Source organism: Streptomyces sp. NPDC098101 (assembly GCF_044760185.1).
Classification (GTDB): domain Bacteria; phylum Actinomycetota; class Actinomycetes; order Streptomycetales; family Streptomycetaceae; genus Streptomyces.
On sequence record NZ_JBIWAS010000001.1, the window covers coordinates 823,887 to 843,372 of the forward strand.

Here is a 19,486-nt window from a genome sequence, read left to right on the forward strand (position 1 = left end):
CGTCCCTTGGGGTACGGGAGCCGGTCCGTCAAGTGTTGCGTGTGCCTCACCCGTGGACGCTGTTCAAGGAGAGCTCCGGGCGGCCAAGCTGAGCGGCGTGCTCCGGAGCGTCGAGGGCGCACTTCTGATCGAGTCGGAACACGCCGTTGACGGCCAGAGCAGCGAACGGAGAACACTCGTGATTGTCGGAGTCCTCAAGGAAGCGCGGGCAGGTGAAAGTCGCGTTTCGGCCACGCCGGCCACGGTCGAACAGATCCGCAAGCTGGGGTACGGCGTGGTCGTCGACCCCGGCGCGGGCGTCGCGGCCGGTTTCACCGACGGCGCCTACGAGGCCGCCGGTGCGACCGTCGGCGACGCGGTGGCGGCGGACGTGGTGCTGGGGGTCAACGCCCCGGCCCCGGACCAGCTCGACCGGGTCCGGCCGGAGGCCACGGTGATCGCCCTGTTCGCCCCCGCCTTCGACCCGGCGATGGTCGAGGACCTGGGCCGCCGCCCCTTCACCGCCCTGTCGATGGACGCCGTGCCGCGCATCAGCCGCGCGCAGTCCATGGACGTGCTGTCCTCGATGGCGAACATCGCCGGCTACCGGGCCGTCATCGAGGCGGCGCACGAGTTCGGCCGCTTCTTCACCGGCCAGGTGACCGCGGCGGGCAAGGTGCCCCCGGCGAAGGTGCTGATCGCGGGCGCCGGCGTCGCGGGACTGGCGGCGATCGGCGCCTCGGGCTCGCTCGGCGCGATCGTCCGCGCCACCGACCCCCGGCCGGAGGTGGCCGACCAGGTCCGCTCCCTCGGCGGCGAGTACCTGTCGATCGAGTCCCCCGAGACCGAGGTCTCGAAGACCGGCTACGCCAAGGAGATGGGCGACGACTACAAGGCGCGCGAGGCCGAGCTCTACGCCGCCCAGTGCCGCGACGTCGACATCGTCATCACCACCGCGCTGATCCCCGGCCGCCCCGCGCCGACGCTGATCACCGCCGAGATGGTGGCGGCCATGAAGCCGGGTTCGGTGATCGTCGACATGGCGGCCGCCAACGGCGGCAACGTCGAGGGCACCGTGAAGGGCGAGCGGACCGTCACCGGGAACGGCGTGACGATCATCGGCTACACCGACCTCGCGGGCCGACTGCCCGCGCAGGCCTCACAGTTGTACGGCACGAACCTGGTGAACCTGCTGAAGCTGATGACCCCGGACAAGGACGCCCGCCTCGTCCTCGACTGGGACGACCCGGTCCAGCGCTCGATCACCGTCGTGCGCGAGGGCGAGTCGGCCTGGCCGCCCCCGCCGGTCCAGGTCTCGGCCGCCCCGGCCCCCGCGCCCGCCGCCCCGGTGGAACCCGCGCCGAAGAAGCCGCCGATGACGGCGGGGCAGAAGTTCGGCGGCGTCACCCTCGGCGCCCTCGCCCTCTTCCTCGCCGCCGCGTTCGCGCCGGCGGCGCTGCTGCCCCACGTGACGGTCTTCGTGCTCGCGATCGTGATCGGCTATTACGTCATCGGCCACGTGCACCACGCCCTGCACACCCCGCTGATGTCGGTGACGAACGCGATCTCCGGGATCATCGTCGTCGGCGCGCTCCTGCAGATCGGCCACACCAGCACGGCGGTCACGGTGCTGTCGTCCGTGGCGATCCTCCTGGCCAGTATCAACGTCTTCGGCGGCTTCGCGGTGACGCGTCGTATGCTCGCCATGTTCAACCGGAGCTGACATGTCTGCGACCATTGCCGCACAGGCGGCGTACCTCGTTGCCGCGCTGCTGTTCATCCTGGCGCTGGCAGGACTCTCCAAGCACGAGACGGCACGGCTCGGCAACGCGTTCGGGATGCTCGGCATGGGCGTCGCGCTCGTCGCGACGGTCGTGCTCGCGGTGGACGGCGACGTCAGCACCGCGGGCCTCGGCCTGATGGGCGTCGCGATGCTGGTCGGCGCCCTGATCGGCCTCCAGCGGGCCCGCGGCGTCGAGATGACCGGGATGCCCGAGCTGATCGCGCTGCTGCACTCCTTCGTCGGTCTGGCCGCCGTCCTGGTCAGCTGGAACGGCTTCCTGAACGTCGAGCACGACCCGGACGGCCACGAGGCGAAGGCCCTGGACGCGCTCGGCACGCTCGGCATCCACCACGCCGAGGTGTTCATCGGCCTGTTCATCGGCGCGGTGACCTTCACCGGCTCCGTCGTGGCGTACCTGAAGCTCTCCGCGAAGATCGACTCCAAGCCGCTGGTGCTCCCGGGCAAGAACGCCCTGAACCTCGGCTCCCTCGCCCTGTTCGTCGCCCTGACGGTGTGGTTCGTGATCACCCCGGAGCTGTGGCTGCTCGTCGTCGTGACGGTCCTGGCGCTCGCCCTCGGCTGGCACCTGGTGGCCTCGATCGGCGGCGGCGACATGCCGGTCGTGGTCTCGATGCTCAACAGCTACTCCGGCTGGGCCGCGGCCGCCTCGGGCTTCCTGCTCGGCAACGACCTGCTGATCATCACCGGCGCCCTCGTCGGTTCGTCTGGCGCCTACCTCAGCTACATCATGTGCAAGGCGATGAACCGCTCCTTCTTCTCGGTCATCGCCGGAGGCTTCGGCATCGAGGCGCCGTCGGGCTCGGACGTCGACTACGGCGAGCACACCGAGATCACCGCCGAGAGCGCCGCCGAACTGCTCGGCTCGGCCCGGTCCGTGGTCATCACGCCCGGGTACGGCATGGCCGTCGCCCAGGCCCAGTACCCGGTCGCGGAGCTCACCTCGAAGCTGCGCGCCAAGGGCGTCGACGTGCGGTTCGGCATCCATCCGGTCGCCGGCCGCCTGCCCGGCCACATGAACGTGCTCCTCGCCGAGGCCAAGGTGCCGTACGACATCGTCCTCGAAATGGACGAGATCAACGACGACTTCGCCGCGACCGACGTCGTCCTCGTGATCGGCGCCAACGACACGGTCAACCCGGCCGGGGCCGAGGACCCGAGCAGCCCGATCGCGGGAATGCCGGTCCTCACCGTCTGGGAGGCCGGCAAGGTCATCGTGTTCAAGCGCTCGATGGCCTCCGGCTACGCGGGCGTGCAGAACCCGCTCTTCTTCAAGGAGAACACCTCGATGCTCTTCGGCGACGCGAAGGCCCGGGTGGAGGACATCGTCGGCGCCCTCTGAGGCACGACGGCGGACGAGGGGAGGGCTTCCCGGCCCGGCGCGGCGGAAGGACGCCCGCGCCGGGCCCGGGAGGCCTTCGGCCGTCACCCCGGGCTACTGTCGCGGGCATGGTCGAACACGATGCTCCCGGCGCCGTCCGCGAGGCCTACGACGCCGTCGCCTCCACGTACGAGGAGATGTTCCGCGACACCCTGCGGGACCGCCCCCTGGACCGTGCGGCCCTGGCCGTCTTCGCCGAGGTCGTACGCGCGGCCGGGGGCGGCCGGGTCGCGGACCTGGGCTGTGGGCCCGGCTACGTCACCGCCCACCTGGACGGCCTGGGGCTGTCGGCGTTCGGGGTCGACGCCTCTCCCGCGATGATCGAACTGGCCCGGCGGGCCCATCCGCACCTGCGGTTCGAGGTGGGCTCGATGGAGGCCCTCGACATCGCCGACGGCACGCTGGACGGCGTGCTCTCGCGGTGGTCCGTCATCCACCTCCCGCCGGACGAACTCCCGCCCGTCCTGGCGGAGTTCCACCGGGTACTGGCACCCGGCGGCCACCTCCTGATCGCCTTCTCGGGGAGCGAGGGCCCCGCACACCCGACGCAGGTCTTCGACCACGCGGTCGCACCGGCCCACCGGTGGTGGCCCGACCACCTCTCCGCGCTGCTGCGCGCGCACGGACTCGCCGAGACGGCCCGGACGGTCCGCCAGCCGGAGCCGACCGACCGGCGGCAGTTCCAGGAGATCCACCTGCTGGCCCGCAAGGCCTGAACGGGAGCCGCCCGGCCGCGCGCTCAGCCGACGAGCGCGAAGTCGCTCTCGGAGCGGGCGCGGGCCAGTTGGCGACGGGCGGCGGCGAGGGCGGCGTCGATGTCGCGGGCGCCGGTGGACGCGCACAGGGTGTGGGTGAGGTCCTCGATCTGCCGCCGGGCCTCGGCCGAGCGGCTCTCGGCGTACAGGCCCCGCAGCACCCCGTACTGCTCGACGAGGCTCTCCAGCACCAGGGGGTGCGCCATCCGCATCGACCGTCTCCTCGTTCCGAAGTCCTGAAGCCCTGTAGTTCTGAAGCTCTGTAGTTCTGAAGTTCCGTACGGGGAACACACGTTCCGTTCCGCGCGTGTGCCCCGAACCGCGCGGCGGAAACCGTCCGGCACGCGCGACGGATCCGTGCCCGCCGTGCGGGTGCTTTTTCTCCCGGGTGGACGAATGCCGCAGGTCATGGCTCGTGCGATGAAACGATTTCGCCCACACGTCCGCATGTGATCGGTTTGCGGAAAAAGCTGGTCTACGGTCGCCCTGCCGCGTGCATTCGCCCGAGCCCCCGCAGGAGTTCCCATGACCGTCTCCACGGAGCCGCCCGCCCTCGCCCCCGTGAAGGGGAAGAGCCGGGGGAAGGCCGTCGTGGACTGGCTGACGACGACCGACCACAAGAAGATCGGGCACCTCTACCTGATCACGTCGTTCGTGTTCTTCCTGCTGGGAGGCCTGCTGGCCCTCGTGCTCCGGGCCGAGCTGGCGCGGCCGGGGCTGCAGATCGTCTCGCCCGAGCAGTACAACCAGATCTTCACCCTGCACGGGACGGTGATGCTGCTGCTGTTCGCCACCCCCACCTTCGCCGGTTTCGCCAACGCGATCATGCCCCTGCAGATCGGCTCGCCCGACGTCGCCTTCCCCCGCCTCAACATGTTCTCGTACTGGCTCTTCCTCTTCGGCGGCGTCATCGTCTTCGCGGGAATCCTCACCCCCCAGGGCACCGCGGACTTCGGCTGGACCGCCTACACGCCCCTCAGCGGCGCGGAACACACGCCCTACGTGGGCGGCGACCTGTGGATCATGGGGCTCGCGCTCGCCGGCTTCGGCACGATCCTCGGCGCGGTCAACTTCATCACCACGATCATCGGGATGCGCGCACCCGGCATGACGATGTTCCGGATGTCGATCTTCACCTGGAACGTCCTGCTGACCTCGGTGCTCGTCCTCTTCGCCTTCCCCGTCCTGGCCGCCGCCCTGTTCGCCCTGGAGGCGGACCGCCGGTTCGGGTCCCACGTCTTCGACCCGGCCAACGGCGGGGCGCTTTTGTGGCAGCACCTCTTCTGGTTCTTCGGGCACCCCGAGGTCTACATCATCGCGCTGCCGTTCTTCGGCATCGTCACCGAGATCTTCCCGGTCTTCTCCCGGAAGCCGATCTTCGGTTACGTGGGGCTCGTCGGCGCCACCATCGCGATCGCCGGCCTCTCGGTGATGGTGTGGGCGCACCACATGTTCGCCACCGGGGCGGTGCTGCTGCCGTTCTTCTCCTTCATGACCTTCCTCATCGCGGTCCCGACCGGGGTGAAGTTCTTCAACTGGATCGGCACGATGTGGAACGGGTCGCTCTCCTTCGAGACGCCCATGCTGTGGTCGATCGGCTTCCTGGTCACCTTCCTGTTCGGCGGTCTGACCGGCATCATCCTCGCCTCGCCGCCGATGGACTTCCACGTCACGGACAGCTATTTCGTCGTCGCCCACTTCCATTACGTGGTCTTCGGCACGGTCGTCTTCGCGATGTTCGCCGGCTTCTACTTCTGGTGGCCCAAGATGACCGGGAAGATGCTCGACGAGCGCCTGGGCAAGGTCCATTTCTGGACCCTTTTCGTCGGTTTCCACGGCACTTTCCTCGTCCAGCACTGGCTCGGTGCCGAAGGAATGCCGAGGCGTTACGCCGACTACCTGTCGGCCGACGGGTTCACCGCCCTGAACACGGTCTCCTCCATCAGCGCGTTCCTGCTCGGGGCGTCCACCCTGCCGTTCTTCTACAACGTCTGGGTGACCGCCAAGACCGCCCCGCGCGTCACGGTCGACGACCCGTGGGGCTTCGGGCGCTCCCTGGAGTGGGTCACCTCCTGCCCGCCGCCCCGGCACAACTTCGTCACCCTCCCGCGCATCCGCTCCGAGTCCCCGGCCTTCGACCTCAACCACCCGGTCGTCGCGGGCCTGGACCAGGGCAAGGACCACAAGCGGGACGTGCTCGACGACTCCGGCGCCGCCACCCACGACGGCCCCGACGCGGGCCGGGACACCTGACCGCGTACGGCTCCACCGGCTCCTGCGGCCCGTCCGGCGGATCGGGGCCGGACGCAGAACCTAGGCGGCGGCCCGGCGGCAGTGCAGGAAGACGTGCGGCTCCGGTCCGGCGTCCGGGTGGGCCGGAGTGAACAGCGTCTCCTCGCGCTCCAGCACGTCGAGACCGGCCTCCTCGGCGACGGCGGCGAGGTCCGCAGCGGCGAAGCTGGTCACGCGCACGGGCTGCCCCATGAAGACGGCGTCCACGCCCTCCACGTCCAGCGGCACGGTGGCCAGGACCAGATGACCGCCCGGCCGCAGCGCCCGGACCAGCCGCCGCACCGTATCCGCTTGCTCACGCCGGTCCAGCTGGAGCAGGGAGAAGTACACGCAGACCGCGTCGAACGAGGCGTCGTCGAGCGGCAGTTCGCGGACGTCGGCGCACCGGAAGGAGGCGGCCGGCACCTGCCGGGTCGCCAGCTCGACCATGACGGGGGAGACGTCGACGCCCAGCACCTCGTGCCCGGCGCCCGCGAGCGCCTCGGCGGTGGGCCGGCCCGTGCCGCTGCCCACGTCCAGCACGCGGCTGCCGGGCGCGAGCCGCCCGAGCAGCCACTCCAGCGAGCGCCGGTGCGCCCCGGAGCCTGCGAACGCCTTCTCGTACGACGCTCCCAGCGCGTCGAACACGGCTGCGGCGGGCGGTCGTCGCTGCTCGTCGGTCACGGGGGTCCCTCCAGTCGGGCGATCCGGTGCCGTGGCATCGTTCCACCGGCGGGAAGCCACCCACAAGAGCCCCCGCGAGCGACCGCGCGCTCAGCCCTCGGGGCGGAGCAGACCGCGCTCGTACGCCTTCAGCAGCCGCTGGGGGACCCGGTGGACGGTCCCGTCGATCGTGACCGGCACGAGCTGCGAGGCGGTCGCCTTCCACTGGGCCCGGCGGTGGCGGGTGTTGCTGCGGGAGGTCTTGCGCTTGGGAACGGCCATGGTCGGCTCCTGGAGTGAGGGCGAGAAGGGAGTGAGGGGGGAGAAAGGGGCGGGGAAGAGGCTAGGTGGAAATGGGTGCCATTTTCAAATCAATGCCTCCCGACCGGCCCGGCCGCGCGGAACGGCGCGGCCGGGCCGGCATCGGCGGCTACCAGGACGACTTGGTCACCCCGGGCAGGAAGCCCGCGTGCGCCTGCTGCCGGGTTCGTACGCGGGAGAGGCCGAACGTGCGCAGGTAGCCCCGGGGGCGCCCGTCCACGCTGTCACGGTTCCGCACCCGGGTGGCGCTGGCGTCGCGCGGCTGCCGGCGCAACTCGGCCTGTGCGGCCTCCCGTTCCGCCGGGGCGGTGGACGGGCGGCGGATGATCTCCTTGAGCTCGGCCCGCCGGGCGGCGTACCGCTCGACGACCTCCTTGCGGTGCTCGTTCCGTGCGATCTTGCTCTTCTTCGCCATCAGACCTTCCCTCCCCGCGCCCGGATCCGGGCCACGGCCGCCTCGACGCCGATCGCGTCCACCGTCTTGATCGCCCTGGCGCTCAGGGTGAGGCGGACGTGGCGCCCCTCGCTGGGCAGCCAGTAGCGCTTGCGCTGGATGTTCGGGTCGAAGCGGCGCGAGCTGCGCCGGTGCGAGTGGGAGATCGTGTTGCCGAATCCCGGCTTGGCGCCGGTCAGTTGGCAGTGGGCGGACATCGGTGGGTCACCTCTCGGGGGCGGGGTCGTGGCTGGACGGTTTTCGATAATGAAAACCGTTGTCATATACTAGCCCCATGGCACGCAACGAGATCCGCCCCGTCATCAAGCTCCGCTCCACCGCGGGCACCGGGTTCACCTATGTGACCCGCAAGAACCGCCGCAACGACCCCGACCGCATGGTGCTGCGCAAGTACGACCCCGTCGCCCGCCGGCACGTCGACTTCCGCGAAGAGCGCTGAGCCCACCCCCGTCCCCCAGCACTGAAAGGCCCCGGCCATGAAGCCCGGCATCCACCCCGCCTACGGCCCCGTCGTCTTCCGCGACTCCGCCTCCGGCACCGCCTTCCTCACCCGCTCCACCATCACCAGCGACAAGACCGTCGACTGGGAGGACGGGAACACCTACCCGCTCGTCGACGTCGAGATCTCCTCGGCGAGCCACCCCTTCTACACCGGCACCGCCCGCGTCCTCGACACCGCCGGTCGCGTCGAGCGCTTCGAGCGCCGTTACGGAGCCCGCTGATGGAGCACGTGCGCGAACTCCCCGTCGTGATCGTCGCCGGACTCCACGCGGAGGCCCGGAAGGAGGTCGTCGACCGCCTCCTGCGGGCCGTCCCGGGGAGCGTGGCGCTCCACCACGACCTCGCCTCGGCTCCCGACGGCACCGTGCTCCGGCTCGTCCGGGACGCCTCGGGGCCCGTCTCCCGGGGCGAGACGCCGCTGGTCAACGACTGCGCGTGCTGCGCGCTGCGCGAGGACCTCGTCCCCGAGCTGGAACGCCTCGCGGACGACGGCCTCACCCGTCTCGCGGTGGTCGAGCTGTGGGACTCGGTCGAGCCCAAGGCCATGGCCGAGGTGATCGCCGGACACGGCGGGGACCGTCTGGCCGTGACGGGCGTGATCACCGCCGTGGACCCGGCGCTCGTCCTGCCCTACCTCGCCAACGGCGACGACCTCGCGGAGGCGGGGCTCGCCGCCGCCCCCACCGACCGGCGGACCGTCGGCGACACCTGGGCCCGCCAGCTGGAGTACGCCCCCGTCCTCGCCGTGGTCGACAGCGCGGAGGCGGACGACGAGGACCACGCGCTCCTCGCCCAGCTGCACCCCACCGCCCGCCGCGTGCCGGCCGCCTCGGCCGACCTCGCCCGGGCCGCGTTCGCGGGCTTCGACGTCGAGGCCGCGGCGGCCGCCCAGCACCCCGCGTGCGCGCTCCTGCCCCAGGACGCCGACGAGGCCGGCGTGACCACCTTCGTCTGGCACCGGCGGCGGCCGTTCCACCCCGAGCGCCTCTACCAGGCCCTGGAGGACCTGTGCTGCGCGGCGGCCCGCAGCCGGGGCCGGTTCTGGCTCGCCGACCGCCCGGACACGCTGCTCGCCTGGGACGCGGCCGGCGGGGCGCTGTGCGTGGAGAGCGCCGGGCCCTGGCTCGCCTCGCTGCCGGACGCGGCCTGGGAGATGGTCCCGCCCGTGTGCCGGGCGGCCGCCGCGCTCGACTGGCACGCCGAGCACGGCGACTGCTGCCAGCACCTCGTCTTCACCTCGCCCGGCCTCGACCGGGACGGCCTCGAACGGCTCCTCGACTCCTGCCTGCTGACCGACGCGGAGTACGCGTCGGGGCCGGAGGCCTGGAAGCGCCTGCCCGCGGCCTTCGCCCCGCTTCTCGACGCCGCCTGACCCCGCCGTACGACACGCACGACACGCCCACCGAAGGAGAAACCCCCGTGGCCCGACGCCCCGAGCCCCGCAAGCCCGCCAAGTCCCGCCCCAACCCGCTGGACGCGGCCGGGATCACGTACATCGACTACAAGGACACCGACCTGCTGCGCAGGTTCCTCTCCGACCGGGGCAAGATCCGCAGCCGGCGCGTCACCCGGGTGACCGCCCAGCAGCAGCGGGCCCTCGCCGCCGCGATCAAGAACGCCCGCGAGATGGCCCTCCTGCCGTACGCGAGCCGCTGACGCCCGTCGCGGCCGGACCCGCTCACCCCCCGGAGGGGAAGCGGTCCGGCGCGAGCGCGGTGAGCAGGGAGTCCAGGGCGAGTTCGGTCGACACGGCCATGTCCACCGAGTCGGGGTCGAGGAGCCACTGGACCTGGAGGCCGTCCATGACGGCGATGATCGCGCTCGCGGCCGGCTCGACGCGGACGTCGTCGGCGGCGAGGCCGCCCGCCTCGCGCAGCGCGTCGGCCACGAAGGCGCGCAGCCCGGTGTAGCGGTCGCGGAAGTAGGACTGCGCGGGGTGGTTGTCGGTGACCGACTCGGCCGAGAGCACCGCGTACAGGCGCACGATGCCCTCGCGCTCGGCGTTGCGGGCGGCGGTGTCGACGAGGTGGCGCAGGAACTCCGTCCCGCGCGGCCGGTCGGGCCCGAGCTGCTCGATGTCGGACTGGTCGCGGAGCTCCAGGACGCTGGTGAGCAGCTGGGCCTTGGTCCGGAAGTAGTGCAGGACCCCGGCCTGGGTGAGACCGGCGCGGTCGGCGATCGCCTGGAGCGGCGCGTTGTGGTAGCCGCGGGCGGCGAACGTGTCCATCGCGATGTGCAGGATGTCCTGCCGGCGCTGCTTGGCCTCCGCGCTGCGGGGCGTACGGGGCGGACGCTTCGTCTTGCCTACCGGGTGGTTGCTCACGCGCGTCAGCATAGGCGTCCCCGGAGGCGTGTGGGCCGCATCACTTACTAAGTACTTAGCGGGTGTGCTTTCATGTGGCCGTCATCACGACGCGTCCCCCTCGTCACCACCACACGCCGTCGTCGCCACCGCACGCCGCCACCGCCACACGCCGTCGTCACGACGACCTGCCGTCGTCACGGCCGGAGGGAAGCCCATGTCTGCCCCGTCGCCCGCACTTCCCGCCTCCCCGGCCCGGCCGGAGGCGGCGGACGAGAGCCGCTGGGCCGCGCTGATCGGGGACCTCGACCTGACGGCCAAGGTGCGGCTGCTGACCGGGGCGTCCCTGTGGACGCTGCACGGCGAGCCGCGCCTCGGACTCCACCCCGTGACCACGTCCGACGGACCGCAGGGCGTCCGGGGGACCGGCGACGTGCCCGGCGAAACGGGCCTCCTCGCCCCCGCCCCGAGCGCCACCGGAGCCACCTGGGACACGGAGCTCGCCGAGCGCCTCGGACGCGTCTTCGCCGCCGAGGCCCGCCGGAAGAACGTGGACGTCGTCCTGGCCCCGCTGGTCAACCTCCAGCGCACCCCGGTCGCCGGCCGCCACTTCGAGTGCCTCTCGGAGGACCCCCTCCTGTCCGGCGCGCTCGGCGCCGCGCTCGTGCGGGGCCTCCAGGACGAGGGCGTCGCCGCCTGCCTGAAGCACTTCGTCGCGAACGACTCCGAGACGGACCGGACCCGCTACCGCGCCAGGATCGACCCCCGTACCCTCCGCGAGGTCTACCTCGCCCCGTTCGAGCGGATCCTCGCCGAGACCGGACCGTGGAGCGTGATGGGCGCGTACTCGGGCCTGGACGACGGCACCGAGTCGGCGCCGGTCCTCGAACACCGGCGGATCCTGCGGGGCGTGCTGAAGGACGAGTGGGGCTACGACGGGGTCGTGATCAGCGACTGGGCCGCCACCCGGACGACCGCCGCCACCGCCCTCGCCGGCCTCGACCTGGTGATGCCCGGCCCCGAAGGACCCTGGGGCGACGCCCTCGTCGAGGCCGTCCGCTGCGGCGAGGTGGACGAGGCGGTCGTCGACGACAAGGTCCTGCGGCTGATGCGGCTCGCCGCCCGCGTCGGCAAGCTGACCGAGCCCTGGACGCCCGGCGGGCAGCCCCCGCCGCTCCCGGCCGCGCCCGCGCCCGCACCGGTCGGCGAGGCGGACTTCGCCGTACTGCGCGAGGTCCTCACCCGGGGCACCGTCCTGCTGCGCGACGAGCGGGCCCTGCTGCCCCTGGACGCGCACCGGCTGGGCAGCGTGGCGCTGATCGGGCCGAACGCCGTCGAGCCCTACCTCCAGGGCGGCGGCAGCGCCTACGTCCCCGCCGTCCGCACGGTCGGGTACGCCGAGGGGCTGCGGGCCGCCCTGCCGGACGGGGTCGCGCTGACCGTGCACCGCGGCGGCTCGTCCCGGCGGCACGCCCCCTTCGTCGACCCCGCCCTCCTCACCGGGATGCGCGCCGTGTACCTGGACGGGAACGGCACGCCGCTGGGCGAGGAGGTCCGTCGCACCGGCGACTGGGGGGCCTTCGGCGTACCGGACGGAACCGCCGACGTGGTCCTCACCGGCCGCGTCACCCTCGCCGAACCGGGCGACCACCTCCTGGAGTTCGGCTGCGCCGGACGCTTCACGGTCGCCCTCGACGGCGCGCCCGTCCACACCGGCGAGGACGACCGGGGCGTCGAACTGATCCTGGAGTCGAGCCACAACCACCCGGCGACCCACCGCCACACCGTCCGCGTGGACGCCGACCCCGTCCACCTGGACCTCAGGATCGACCTCCGGGTCGTCGACGCCGACTCCTACGGCCGCTTCGTCACCGCCCACGTACGCCACCGGCCGCCCGGCCCGGGCGTCGACGACGAGATCGCCGAGGCCGTCGCGGCGGCCCGCGCGGCCGACGTCGCCGTGGTGGTCGTCGGCACCAACGAGGAGGTCGAGTCCGAGGGCTGGGACCGCCCCGACCTGGAGCTGACCCCGCAGCAGCACCGGCTCGTGCGCGCCGTCGCCGCGGCCAACCCCCGTACCGTGGTGGTCGTCAACGCCGGAGCGCCGGTCCTGCTGCCCTGGGCCGACGAGGTCCCCGCCCTGCTCTGGGCGTGGCTGCCCGGCCAGGAGGCGGGACACGCCCTCGCCGACGTCCTGTTCGGCCGGGCCGAACCCTCCGGCCGCCTGCCGTGGACCCTGCCCGCCCGCGCCGGGGACGTCCCGGTCCCCGACGCCCTCCCCGCCGACGGCGTCCTCGACTACCGCGAAGGGCTCCACATCGGCCACCGCGGCTACGACCGCGCCGGGACCGAGCCCGCCTTCCCCTTCGGCCACGGACTCGGCTGGACCACCTGGTCCTACGACCGCGCCGAGGCCCGCGAACCCTCCGCCCCCGCCGGTTCCCCCGTCCTCGCGGGCGGGGACGGGCCCCGGATCGCGGTGACCCTCACCAACACCGGCCCCCGGACCGGACGGGAGGTCGTCCAGGCGTACCTGGAGGCCCCCGACGGCGAGCCCGGCGAGCCCGTCCGCGTCCTGGCGGGGTTCGCCGTCGCCGAGGTCCCGGCGGGCGGCACCGCGACGGTCGTCCTGACCCTGCCCCGGCGGATCTTCCAGACCTGGGACGAGCGGCACCGCGCCTGGCGCCCGCCCGCCGGACGCCGCCGCTTGCGCGTCGGCCGCTCCAGCCGCGACCTGCGACTGACACTCGACCTGGACCTGGACCTGGACCTGGACCTGGACCTGGACCTGGACCTGGGCCTCGGCCTCGGCCCGGACCCGGATACCGACCTCGACTGACGCTCCCCGCCCCGCCGTTCACCGGGCGCGGTGGGCCACGTTCCGCACGGACGCACCACCCCCTCGTGTCAGGTCATCCCCACCGAAGGAGAGCCGCACCGTGTCCCACCGAACGACCGCACGGGCCCGCGCAGCGGGCGCCGCACTCGTCCTCGCCGTCGCCTGTCTCGGCGCCTCCGGCACCGGCAGCGCCCAGGCCGCCGACCCCACCGCCCAGGTCTGGGTCACCACCCCGGACGGAACCAGGAAGCTCGCCGCCGAGACCGTCCCCTTCACCGGCACGGTCCAGCCCGTCGACATCCGCGTCGACGCCGGCAGCAGGGGACAGCGGTTCACCGGCGCCGGCGCCTCCGTCACCGAGGCCTCCGCCCACCTCGTCCAGGGCCTGCCCGCCGACAAGCGGGCCGACCTGATGAAGTCGCTCTTCTCCCCGAGCGAGGGCATCGGACTGAACTACCTCCGCCAGCCCCTGGGCAGCACCGACTTCAACTCCGGCGGCTTCTACACGTACGAGGACACCAAGGGCTCCTTCTCGATCGCCCGCGACCAGGAGAAGATCATCCCGGTCGTCAAGCAGGCGACCGCCCTCAACCCCTCGATCCGCTTCATGGGTTCGCCCTGGTCGCCGCCCGCCTGGATGAAGACCGGCAACTCGCTCAACGGCGGCGGCCTGAGGACCGACCAGTACCAGGCGTACGCCGACTACCTGGTCAAGGCGATCAAGGCGTACGGGCAGCAGGGCATCGCGCTCACCGACCTCACGGTCCAGAACGAGCCCGAGTTCGCGACCAGTTACCCCTCCATGGCGATGACCTCGGCCGAACAGGCCGCGTTCCTCAAGGTCCTCGACCGGACCCTCACCGCCGCCGGGCTGCCGACCAACGTCCTCGCCTACGACCACAACTGGGACCACCCGAACTACCCCCTGGAGGTCTTCGCCGCCACACAGGGGATCCAGCGCGTCATCGGGGCGGCCTTCCACTGCTACGGCGGGGCCCCCGCCGCCCAGCAGCAGGTCGTCGACGCCGGGAAGCGGGTCTTCTTCACCGAGTGTTCCGGCACCGACAGCGCCGACCCGGCCGCCACCTTCGGCGACACCCTGCGCTGGCACGCCGAGAACCTCGTCGTGCAGAACATGCGCAACGGCGGCGAGACCGTCGTCAACTGGAACCTCGCGCTCGACCGGAACGGCGGCCCCCACCAGGGCCACTGCACCACCCGCTGCAACGGCGTCGTCGAGATCGCGAACGGCACCGTCACCCGCAACGCCGAGTACTACGTCCTCGGCCACGTCACCAAGTTCGTCAAGCCCGGCGCCACCCGGATCGGCTCCACCAGCCAGGGTGCCGGAGGCGTGCGGAACGTCGCCTTCCAGAACCCCGACGGCTCCTTCGCCGCCTACGTCGTCAACACCGCGGGGAGCGCCCAGCGCTTCTCCCTGACCGAGGGCGGCAAGACCCTCGCGTACACCCTCCCGGCCGGTGCCGTGGCGACCGTCGTCTGGACCGGCGGCGGCAGCGCTCCCGGCGGTCCGGTCGACCCGGCTGCCTGGTACCGCGTCGCGAACGCCCACAGCGGCGCCTGCCTGGACGCCGCCGACTGGGGCACCGCCGACGGGACCGCCCTCCAGCAGTGGAGCTGCGGCACGGGCGCCAACCAGAAGTGGCAGTTCCGCCCCACGAGCGACGGCCACTACCAGGTCGTCAACCAGTTCAACTCCCGCGTCTGGGACGTCGACGGCGGCTCCGGCGCCACCGCCGCGGGCGTCAGGGTCCACCTGTGGAGCTACGTGGGCGGCACCAACCAGCAGTGGCGCCCCGAGGCCACCGGCACCGCCGGCCAGTACCGCTTCGTCGCCCGCCACAGCGCCAAGTGCCTCGCCGTCGACAACGCCTCGACCGCCGACGGAGCCCGGCTGTCCCAGCGGGACTGCGACGGTTCGGCCGCCCAGCGGTTCGCCCTGACGGGCTGACCCCCTCCGGAACCACCGCTCCTTTCCTCGTTTCCCCCTCCCCGGAACCGGCCGTGGCGAGAAACTGTCCCTGTGGAGGAGGGTCGCCACGGCGCCGGGGAGGGGACGGGGATGAGCGCATGGGTGGTCCCGGGGTACACGGAGACCCGGGAACTGGGGGCGGGTGCCAGCGGTCGCGTGGTGCTGGCCGCGCACGACGCGACCGGAACGCCGGTGGCCGTGAAGTACCTGGGGGAGCGGCTCCGCTCGGACCGGGCGTTCGTCCGCGCCTTCCGGTCCGAGGCCCGGCTGCTCGGCGCCCTGGACACCCCGTACGTCGTGGGGTTCTACGAGTACGTCGAGGCGCCGGAGGGCGCGGCCATCGTGATGGAACTGGTGGACGGCGTCGCGCTGCGCGCCCTCCTCGCCCGGGAGGGCTCGACCGGCCCCGAGGCCGCCCTCGTGGTGCTCAAGGGGTCGCTCCTGGGCCTGGCCGCCGCCCACCGGGCGGGCGTCGTGCACCGCGACTACAAGCCCGAGAACGTCCTGGTCGCCGCCGACGGCTCGTCCAAGCTGGTCGACTTCGGCATCGCGACCGGCCGCGACAGCAGCCCCGGTGTCGCCGGGACGCCCGCCTACATGGCACCCGAGCAGTGGAACGGCGCCCCCGCCTCCCCGGCGGCCGACGTCTACGCGGCGACCGCGACCTTCTTCGAGTGCCTGACCGGGCGCAAGCCCTTCACCGGCGACAACTTCGCCGAACTCGCCCTCCAGCACCTGGAGGCGCCCGTCCCCGACGCGGAGGCTCCGGAGCCGCTGCGCCCGCTCATCCGCCGGGGCCTCGCCAAGGCCCCGCACGAACGCCCCGAGAACGCGGACGCGTTCGTCGGCGAACTGGAGTCGGCCGCCACGGCCGCGTACGGCCCGGACTGGGAGGAGCGGGGCCGGGGCCGCCTCGCGGCCCTCGCCGCGCTCCTGCCGCTGCTCTTCCCCTCCTCCGGAGGTACGGCCCAGGGCACGACCGCGCTCGCCACGACCACCCTGCCCCGGCCGCCCGCGCCGCGACCCCGCCGCCGCTTCCCCCGAGGCCTGCCCGCCGGGGCGGCCGCGCTCGTCCTGGCCCTGCTGCTCGCCCTCGCCGCACGGGCCGGGGGAGGGGAGCCGGACGGAGACCGGGCCGCACAGGCCTTCGCGACGACGGACACCGCGTCGACCGCGCCCCCGCCGGATCCGCTTACGTCCCCCACTCCTTCCTCCGGGGCCACGTCCACACCCGCGCCCACGCCGACGGATCCCGAACCCTCCGTCACCTCGGACACGCCCTCCCCGACGGACGGCACACCGACCGCGACGCCCACCTCCACGGTCCCGGCCACTCCCACCGCCCCCACCGATCCGACCGCCCCGACCCCTCCGACCCCGGAACCTCCGTCGACGCCGCCGACCACGCCCCCCACCACCCCGCCGACCACGCCCCCGACGACGCCGCCCGTCTCCGTGACGGCCGTCTCCGTCACGAGCCTGCGGCAGACCGGGCCCGTGACCGCCGAGGCCACCGTCGAGATCACGACCGACGGCACGGGACCGGTGACGCTCCTCGTCGAGTGGTCCACCGGCGACGAGAAGGGGTCGCCCGGCGCGCCGGACGGCTCCGAGACCTTCCGGCGCGAGGGGGACACCCACTACGTCCTCACGCTCCCGCACTCCTTCCGGGGCTCCGGCTGCTACTGGGGAGCGCGCGCGACCACCGACCCGGCCGCCGGAAACGGCGGCTCCCTCCAGCAGGTCTTCGTCCGACGGTGCGTGATCGCGTGAACGACGACGACTACAGCGCCACCGCACTCGGCAGCCACTGGTTCCAGGGCCCCGACCCGGAGCCCGACCGGCGGGAGGGCGACGTCCTGCGCTTCGGACCGGGGGTGACCGCGGCCGCCGCCCACCGCGCCGGGAACACCCCCACGGCGGTCGAGATCTGGCACGGCACCCTGCCCGGCACCCCGCCGCCGCGCCCGGCCCGCCCCCGGCGGCCGCGCCGCCACGCGCTCGCCGCGCTGGTCCTCGTCGCCGTCCTGGCCTTCCTCGCGTGGCGGGAGTACGGCCCCCGGGCGGCGGTGCGGGACGTCGCGGTCGCCGCTCCCGGGCCGCTCGGCTGCGACGGCACGGCGGACGTCGTGGGCGTCGTGCGCACCGACGGCCGGCCCGGCACCCTGACGTACCACTGGGAACGCAGCGACGGCACCCGGTCGGCGCCCCTGCGCGAGACCCTGGCCCGGGGACAGGAGGAGGCCCGGCTCCACCTCCTCTGGACCTTCCACGGACCCGGCACCCACCGGGCCGTGGCGCGCCTGGTGATCACGTCGCCCGCCGCCCGCACGGCCGAGGGGACCTTCACGTACCGCTGCGGGTGAGCGGACCCCCGCGGGTGGGCGAGCCCTTGCGGGTGGGGGCCGCTCCCCGGCCCGGGGCGAGGGCGGCGAACCGCCTCTCGGTGTCGGCGAGCAGCCGCCCGCGCTGCTCCGGGGTCCTCCCCGCGACGCGGTCGAAGTTGATCCACCGCAGGTTCCGGACGCCGATCTTGCCGAAGGTGCCCTTGAAGAGGATCTTGGTCAGCGGGTCGCGGTACCACCAGCGGTAGGCCTTGTCCGGGGTGGTCATGACGGACAGGACGGTGACCCCGCCGAGGCGCGGCATCAGGTTGTGGAAGGGATTGCCCCGGGCGCCGGGCCGTTCGGCGAAGACCACACCCTTGGTGAGCACCCGGTCGAGGAAGCCCTTGGTGGCCGCCGGCATCGCCTCCCACCACACCGGGAAGGCGAACACCAGGTGGTCGGCGGCCAGCAGCCGCCGCTGGTAGTCGCCCACCAAGGGGTCGGCCACGGCGCCCTGCCGCCAGGCGACGAGGTCCTCCCGGGTCATCGCGGGCGAGAACCCGTCGGCGGCCAGGTCGATGACGTCCACCTCGTGTCCGGCCGCGGTGGCGCCCCGGACGGCGGCCGCGGCGACGGCGGCGGTGAAGCTGCGCCGGTGCGGCACGTTGTCGGCCGAGGCGAGGGTGTAGGGGTGGTCGAGGACCAGCAGGACGCGCACGGGGACTCCCGGAGGACGAAGGACCGTTTCGAAGGCAACGGTTGCAGTCCAAACGGTTGTCTGTCAAACGTATGGGCTACCCTGACCCCATGGACAACCAGCCGCCGCTCCCCGACGACCTGGCCACCTTCTGGTACCTCACCCGCCGGGTCGCGGGACTGATGGACCGCAACGGAGAGGCCCTGTTCCAAAAGGAGTTGGGCATCTCCCTGGCGCAGTTCCTCGTGCTCTCCGTCATCGACGCCCACCCCGGGACGCTCAACCAGCAGCAGGTCGCCGACCGGCTCGGCCTGACCAAGGGCACCGTCAGCCGCCAGATCGACCACGCCGTCTCCGCCGGTCTCGTGGAGGTCCGGCCCTCCCCGCACAGCCGCCGCGAGAACGCGGTCCGCCTCACCCCGGCCGGCACCGACCTGGTGCGGCGCGGCGACGTGGCGTTCGACCGGGAGCGCGAGGGCGTCCTGCCGCTCGTCGACCCCGACGACCTGCGCGCCGCCGTCCGCGTCCTCGCCCGCATGAACGACGCGCTCGGCGCGTACCGCTGAGTCCCGGCCCCGGTCGCGCGGATATCGTCGGCCCCGCGCGGCGCGGACGTTCGAATCCGGCCGCCGCCCCGCTCTCCCCCCGTCGTCCGAAAGGCATCCCCATGACCCAGCAGGCCTCCTCCCCCGACGTGCGCCGGGTGGACGCCCGGCACCGCTACGAGATCCTCGTCGACGGCGAGCGCGCCGGCCTGACGGCCTACCGCGACCGCGACGACCGGCGGGTCTTCTTCCACACCGAGGTCGACGACGCCTACGCCGGGCAGGGCCTGGCCGGGATCCTCGTCGAGCGGGCCCTCGACGACGTGCGCGCCTCCGGCCTGCGCTTCGTCCCCGTCTGCCCGTACGTGGCGAAGTTCCTGAAGAAGCACGAGGAGTTCGCCGACCTCGCCGACCCGGTCACCCCCGAGGTCCTCCAGTGGCTGGACGCCCAGCTGGGACGCTGACCCCGACCATTGGCCGACACGCGAACAGATGGCGCGAAAACCTGTGTTCGGGTCGGTAAACCCCGTTCGGATCAAGATCACTGCATGGAGGTAAAGGCCCCGTTCTCATGGGGCGAGGCGGGTGCGACGGCCGTTACTGTTCCCCCGGATCCGGGCGAACCGCCGGGTCTTCGCACCCCGTTTCTCCTTTCGG

21 protein-coding genes are annotated in these 19,486 nt (G+C 72.9%); 14 read left to right on the forward strand and 7 right to left on the reverse strand.

Features of this window, described 5'->3' with window-relative positions:
- Nucleotides 1–178: 178 nt before the first annotated feature.
- The 3 genes from ACIQVI_RS03350 (at nt 179) to ACIQVI_RS03360 (ending at nt 3,877) form a co-directional block, all read left to right on the forward strand.
- Nucleotides 179–1,702 carry a Re/Si-specific NAD(P)(+) transhydrogenase subunit alpha gene (locus tag ACIQVI_RS03350; RefSeq protein ID WP_403590417.1) on the forward strand — a complete coding sequence of 508 codons (1,524 nt, stop codon included), beginning with the start codon at nt 179–181 and terminating at the stop codon, nt 1,700–1,702.
- 1 nt (nt 1,703) lies between these two features.
- Nucleotides 1,704–3,122, forward strand: coding sequence for a Re/Si-specific NAD(P)(+) transhydrogenase subunit beta (gene pntB, locus ACIQVI_RS03355; protein WP_351969971.1), 1,419 nt, complete (start codon nt 1,704–1,706; stop codon nt 3,120–3,122).
- 107 nt (nt 3,123–3,229) lie between these two features.
- Nucleotides 3,230–3,877, forward strand: coding sequence for a class I SAM-dependent methyltransferase (locus tag ACIQVI_RS03360; RefSeq protein WP_403590420.1), 648 nt, complete (start codon nt 3,230–3,232; stop codon nt 3,875–3,877).
- A gap of 23 nt (nt 3,878–3,900) precedes the next feature.
- On the opposite strand, the gene ACIQVI_RS03365 is transcribed toward ACIQVI_RS03360, so the two are convergent.
- Nucleotides 3,901–4,128: a DUF5133 domain-containing protein gene (locus ACIQVI_RS03365; RefSeq protein WP_351969969.1), complete on the reverse strand. Its 228-nt coding sequence runs from the start codon at nt 4,126–4,128 to the stop codon at nt 3,901–3,903.
- Nucleotides 4,129–4,441: 313 nt separating this feature from the next.
- Here ACIQVI_RS03365 and ctaD point away from each other — a divergent pair, with 313 nt between their 5' ends.
- Nucleotides 4,442–6,169, forward strand: a complete 1,728-nt coding sequence (gene ctaD / locus ACIQVI_RS03370) for a cytochrome c oxidase subunit I (RefSeq protein WP_403590424.1) — start codon at nt 4,442–4,444, stop codon at nt 6,167–6,169.
- A gap of 60 nt (nt 6,170–6,229) precedes the next feature.
- Here the strand turns inward: ctaD and ACIQVI_RS03375 are convergent, their stop codons facing one another.
- From ACIQVI_RS03375 to rpmB, 4 genes are all read right to left on the reverse strand, one after another.
- Complete coding sequence (locus ACIQVI_RS03375; RefSeq protein WP_403590427.1) at nt 6,230–6,871, reverse strand: class I SAM-dependent methyltransferase; 642 nt, start codon at nt 6,869–6,871, stop codon at nt 6,230–6,232.
- A gap of 90 nt (nt 6,872–6,961) precedes the next feature.
- On the reverse strand, nt 6,962–7,132 hold the full coding sequence (rpmF, locus tag ACIQVI_RS03380) for a 50S ribosomal protein L32 (protein WP_403590430.1): 171 nt from the start codon (nt 7,130–7,132) through the stop codon (nt 6,962–6,964).
- A gap of 148 nt (nt 7,133–7,280) precedes the next feature.
- Nucleotides 7,281–7,586, reverse strand: coding sequence for a 30S ribosomal protein S14 (gene rpsN, locus ACIQVI_RS03385; protein ID WP_351969965.1), 306 nt, complete (start codon nt 7,584–7,586; stop codon nt 7,281–7,283).
- Nucleotides 7,586–7,822 (reverse strand): 50S ribosomal protein L28, encoded by a 237-nt coding sequence (rpmB, locus tag ACIQVI_RS03390; RefSeq protein WP_403590433.1) that lies wholly within the window; start codon nt 7,820–7,822, stop codon nt 7,586–7,588. Before rpmB ends, rpsN begins: the two co-directional genes overlap by 1 nt.
- Before the next feature lie 77 nt (nt 7,823–7,899).
- Here rpmB and rpmG point away from each other — a divergent pair, with 77 nt between their 5' ends.
- From rpmG to rpsR, 4 genes are read left to right on the forward strand one after another with little or no spacing between them, the layout of a single operon-like run.
- The gene (rpmG, locus tag ACIQVI_RS03395; protein WP_030493469.1) at nt 7,900–8,064 is read left to right on the forward strand and encodes a 50S ribosomal protein L33; all 165 of its coding nucleotides are present in this window, start codon (nt 7,900–7,902) and stop codon (nt 8,062–8,064) included.
- A 37-nt stretch (nt 8,065–8,101) separates the two neighbouring features.
- Nucleotides 8,102–8,347 carry a type B 50S ribosomal protein L31 gene (locus ACIQVI_RS03400; protein ID WP_351969963.1) on the forward strand — a complete coding sequence of 82 codons (246 nt, stop codon included), beginning with the start codon at nt 8,102–8,104 and terminating at the stop codon, nt 8,345–8,347.
- Nucleotides 8,347–9,498, forward strand: coding sequence for a CobW family GTP-binding protein (locus ACIQVI_RS03405; protein ID WP_403590437.1), 1,152 nt, complete (start codon nt 8,347–8,349; stop codon nt 9,496–9,498). Before ACIQVI_RS03400 ends, ACIQVI_RS03405 begins: the two co-directional genes overlap by 1 nt.
- Before the next feature lie 47 nt (nt 9,499–9,545).
- Nucleotides 9,546–9,782: a 30S ribosomal protein S18 gene (gene rpsR, locus ACIQVI_RS03410; RefSeq protein WP_351969961.1), complete on the forward strand. Its 237-nt coding sequence runs from the start codon at nt 9,546–9,548 to the stop codon at nt 9,780–9,782.
- A gap of 22 nt (nt 9,783–9,804) precedes the next feature.
- Here the strand turns inward: rpsR and ACIQVI_RS03415 are convergent, their stop codons facing one another.
- Entirely contained in the window at nt 9,805–10,368 is a 564-nt protein-coding gene (locus ACIQVI_RS03415) for a TetR/AcrR family transcriptional regulator (protein WP_403592235.1), read from the reverse strand.
- Between the two features lie 277 nt (nt 10,369–10,645).
- Here ACIQVI_RS03415 and ACIQVI_RS03420 point away from each other — a divergent pair, with 277 nt between their 5' ends.
- The 4 genes from ACIQVI_RS03420 to ACIQVI_RS03435 all read left to right on the forward strand — a co-directional run bounded on the left by ACIQVI_RS03420 (nt 10,646) and on the right by ACIQVI_RS03435 (nt 17,626).
- Nucleotides 10,646–13,267, forward strand: a complete 2,622-nt coding sequence (locus ACIQVI_RS03420; RefSeq protein ID WP_403590440.1) for a beta-glucosidase — start codon at nt 10,646–10,648, stop codon at nt 13,265–13,267.
- Nucleotides 13,268–13,367: 100 nt separating this feature from the next.
- Nucleotides 13,368–15,239, forward strand: coding sequence for an RICIN domain-containing protein (locus ACIQVI_RS03425; protein ID WP_403590443.1), 1,872 nt, complete (start codon nt 13,368–13,370; stop codon nt 15,237–15,239).
- 111 nt (nt 15,240–15,350) lie between these two features.
- The gene (locus ACIQVI_RS03430) at nt 15,351–17,033 is read left to right on the forward strand and encodes a protein kinase (RefSeq protein WP_403590446.1); all 1,683 of its coding nucleotides are present in this window, start codon (nt 15,351–15,353) and stop codon (nt 17,031–17,033) included.
- Nucleotides 17,030–17,626, forward strand: coding sequence for a hypothetical protein (locus ACIQVI_RS03435; RefSeq protein WP_403590449.1), 597 nt, complete (start codon nt 17,030–17,032; stop codon nt 17,624–17,626). Before ACIQVI_RS03430 ends, ACIQVI_RS03435 begins: the two co-directional genes overlap by 4 nt.
- Here ACIQVI_RS03435 and ACIQVI_RS03440 read toward each other — a convergent pair.
- On the reverse strand, nt 17,607–18,305 hold the full coding sequence (locus ACIQVI_RS03440) for an NAD(P)H-dependent oxidoreductase (RefSeq protein WP_403590452.1): 699 nt from the start codon (nt 18,303–18,305) through the stop codon (nt 17,607–17,609). The two genes, ACIQVI_RS03435 and ACIQVI_RS03440, sit on opposite strands and share 20 nt — an antisense overlap.
- 89 nt (nt 18,306–18,394) lie before the next feature.
- Here ACIQVI_RS03440 and ACIQVI_RS03445 point away from each other — a divergent pair, with 89 nt between their 5' ends.
- Entirely contained in the window at nt 18,395–18,850 is a 456-nt protein-coding gene (locus ACIQVI_RS03445; RefSeq protein WP_403590455.1) for a MarR family winged helix-turn-helix transcriptional regulator, read from the forward strand.
- A 101-nt stretch (nt 18,851–18,951) separates the two neighbouring features.
- Nucleotides 18,952–19,293 (forward strand): GNAT family N-acetyltransferase, encoded by a 342-nt coding sequence (locus tag ACIQVI_RS03450; protein WP_121832431.1) that lies wholly within the window; start codon nt 18,952–18,954, stop codon nt 19,291–19,293.
- Nucleotides 19,294–19,486: the final 193 nt, after the last annotated feature.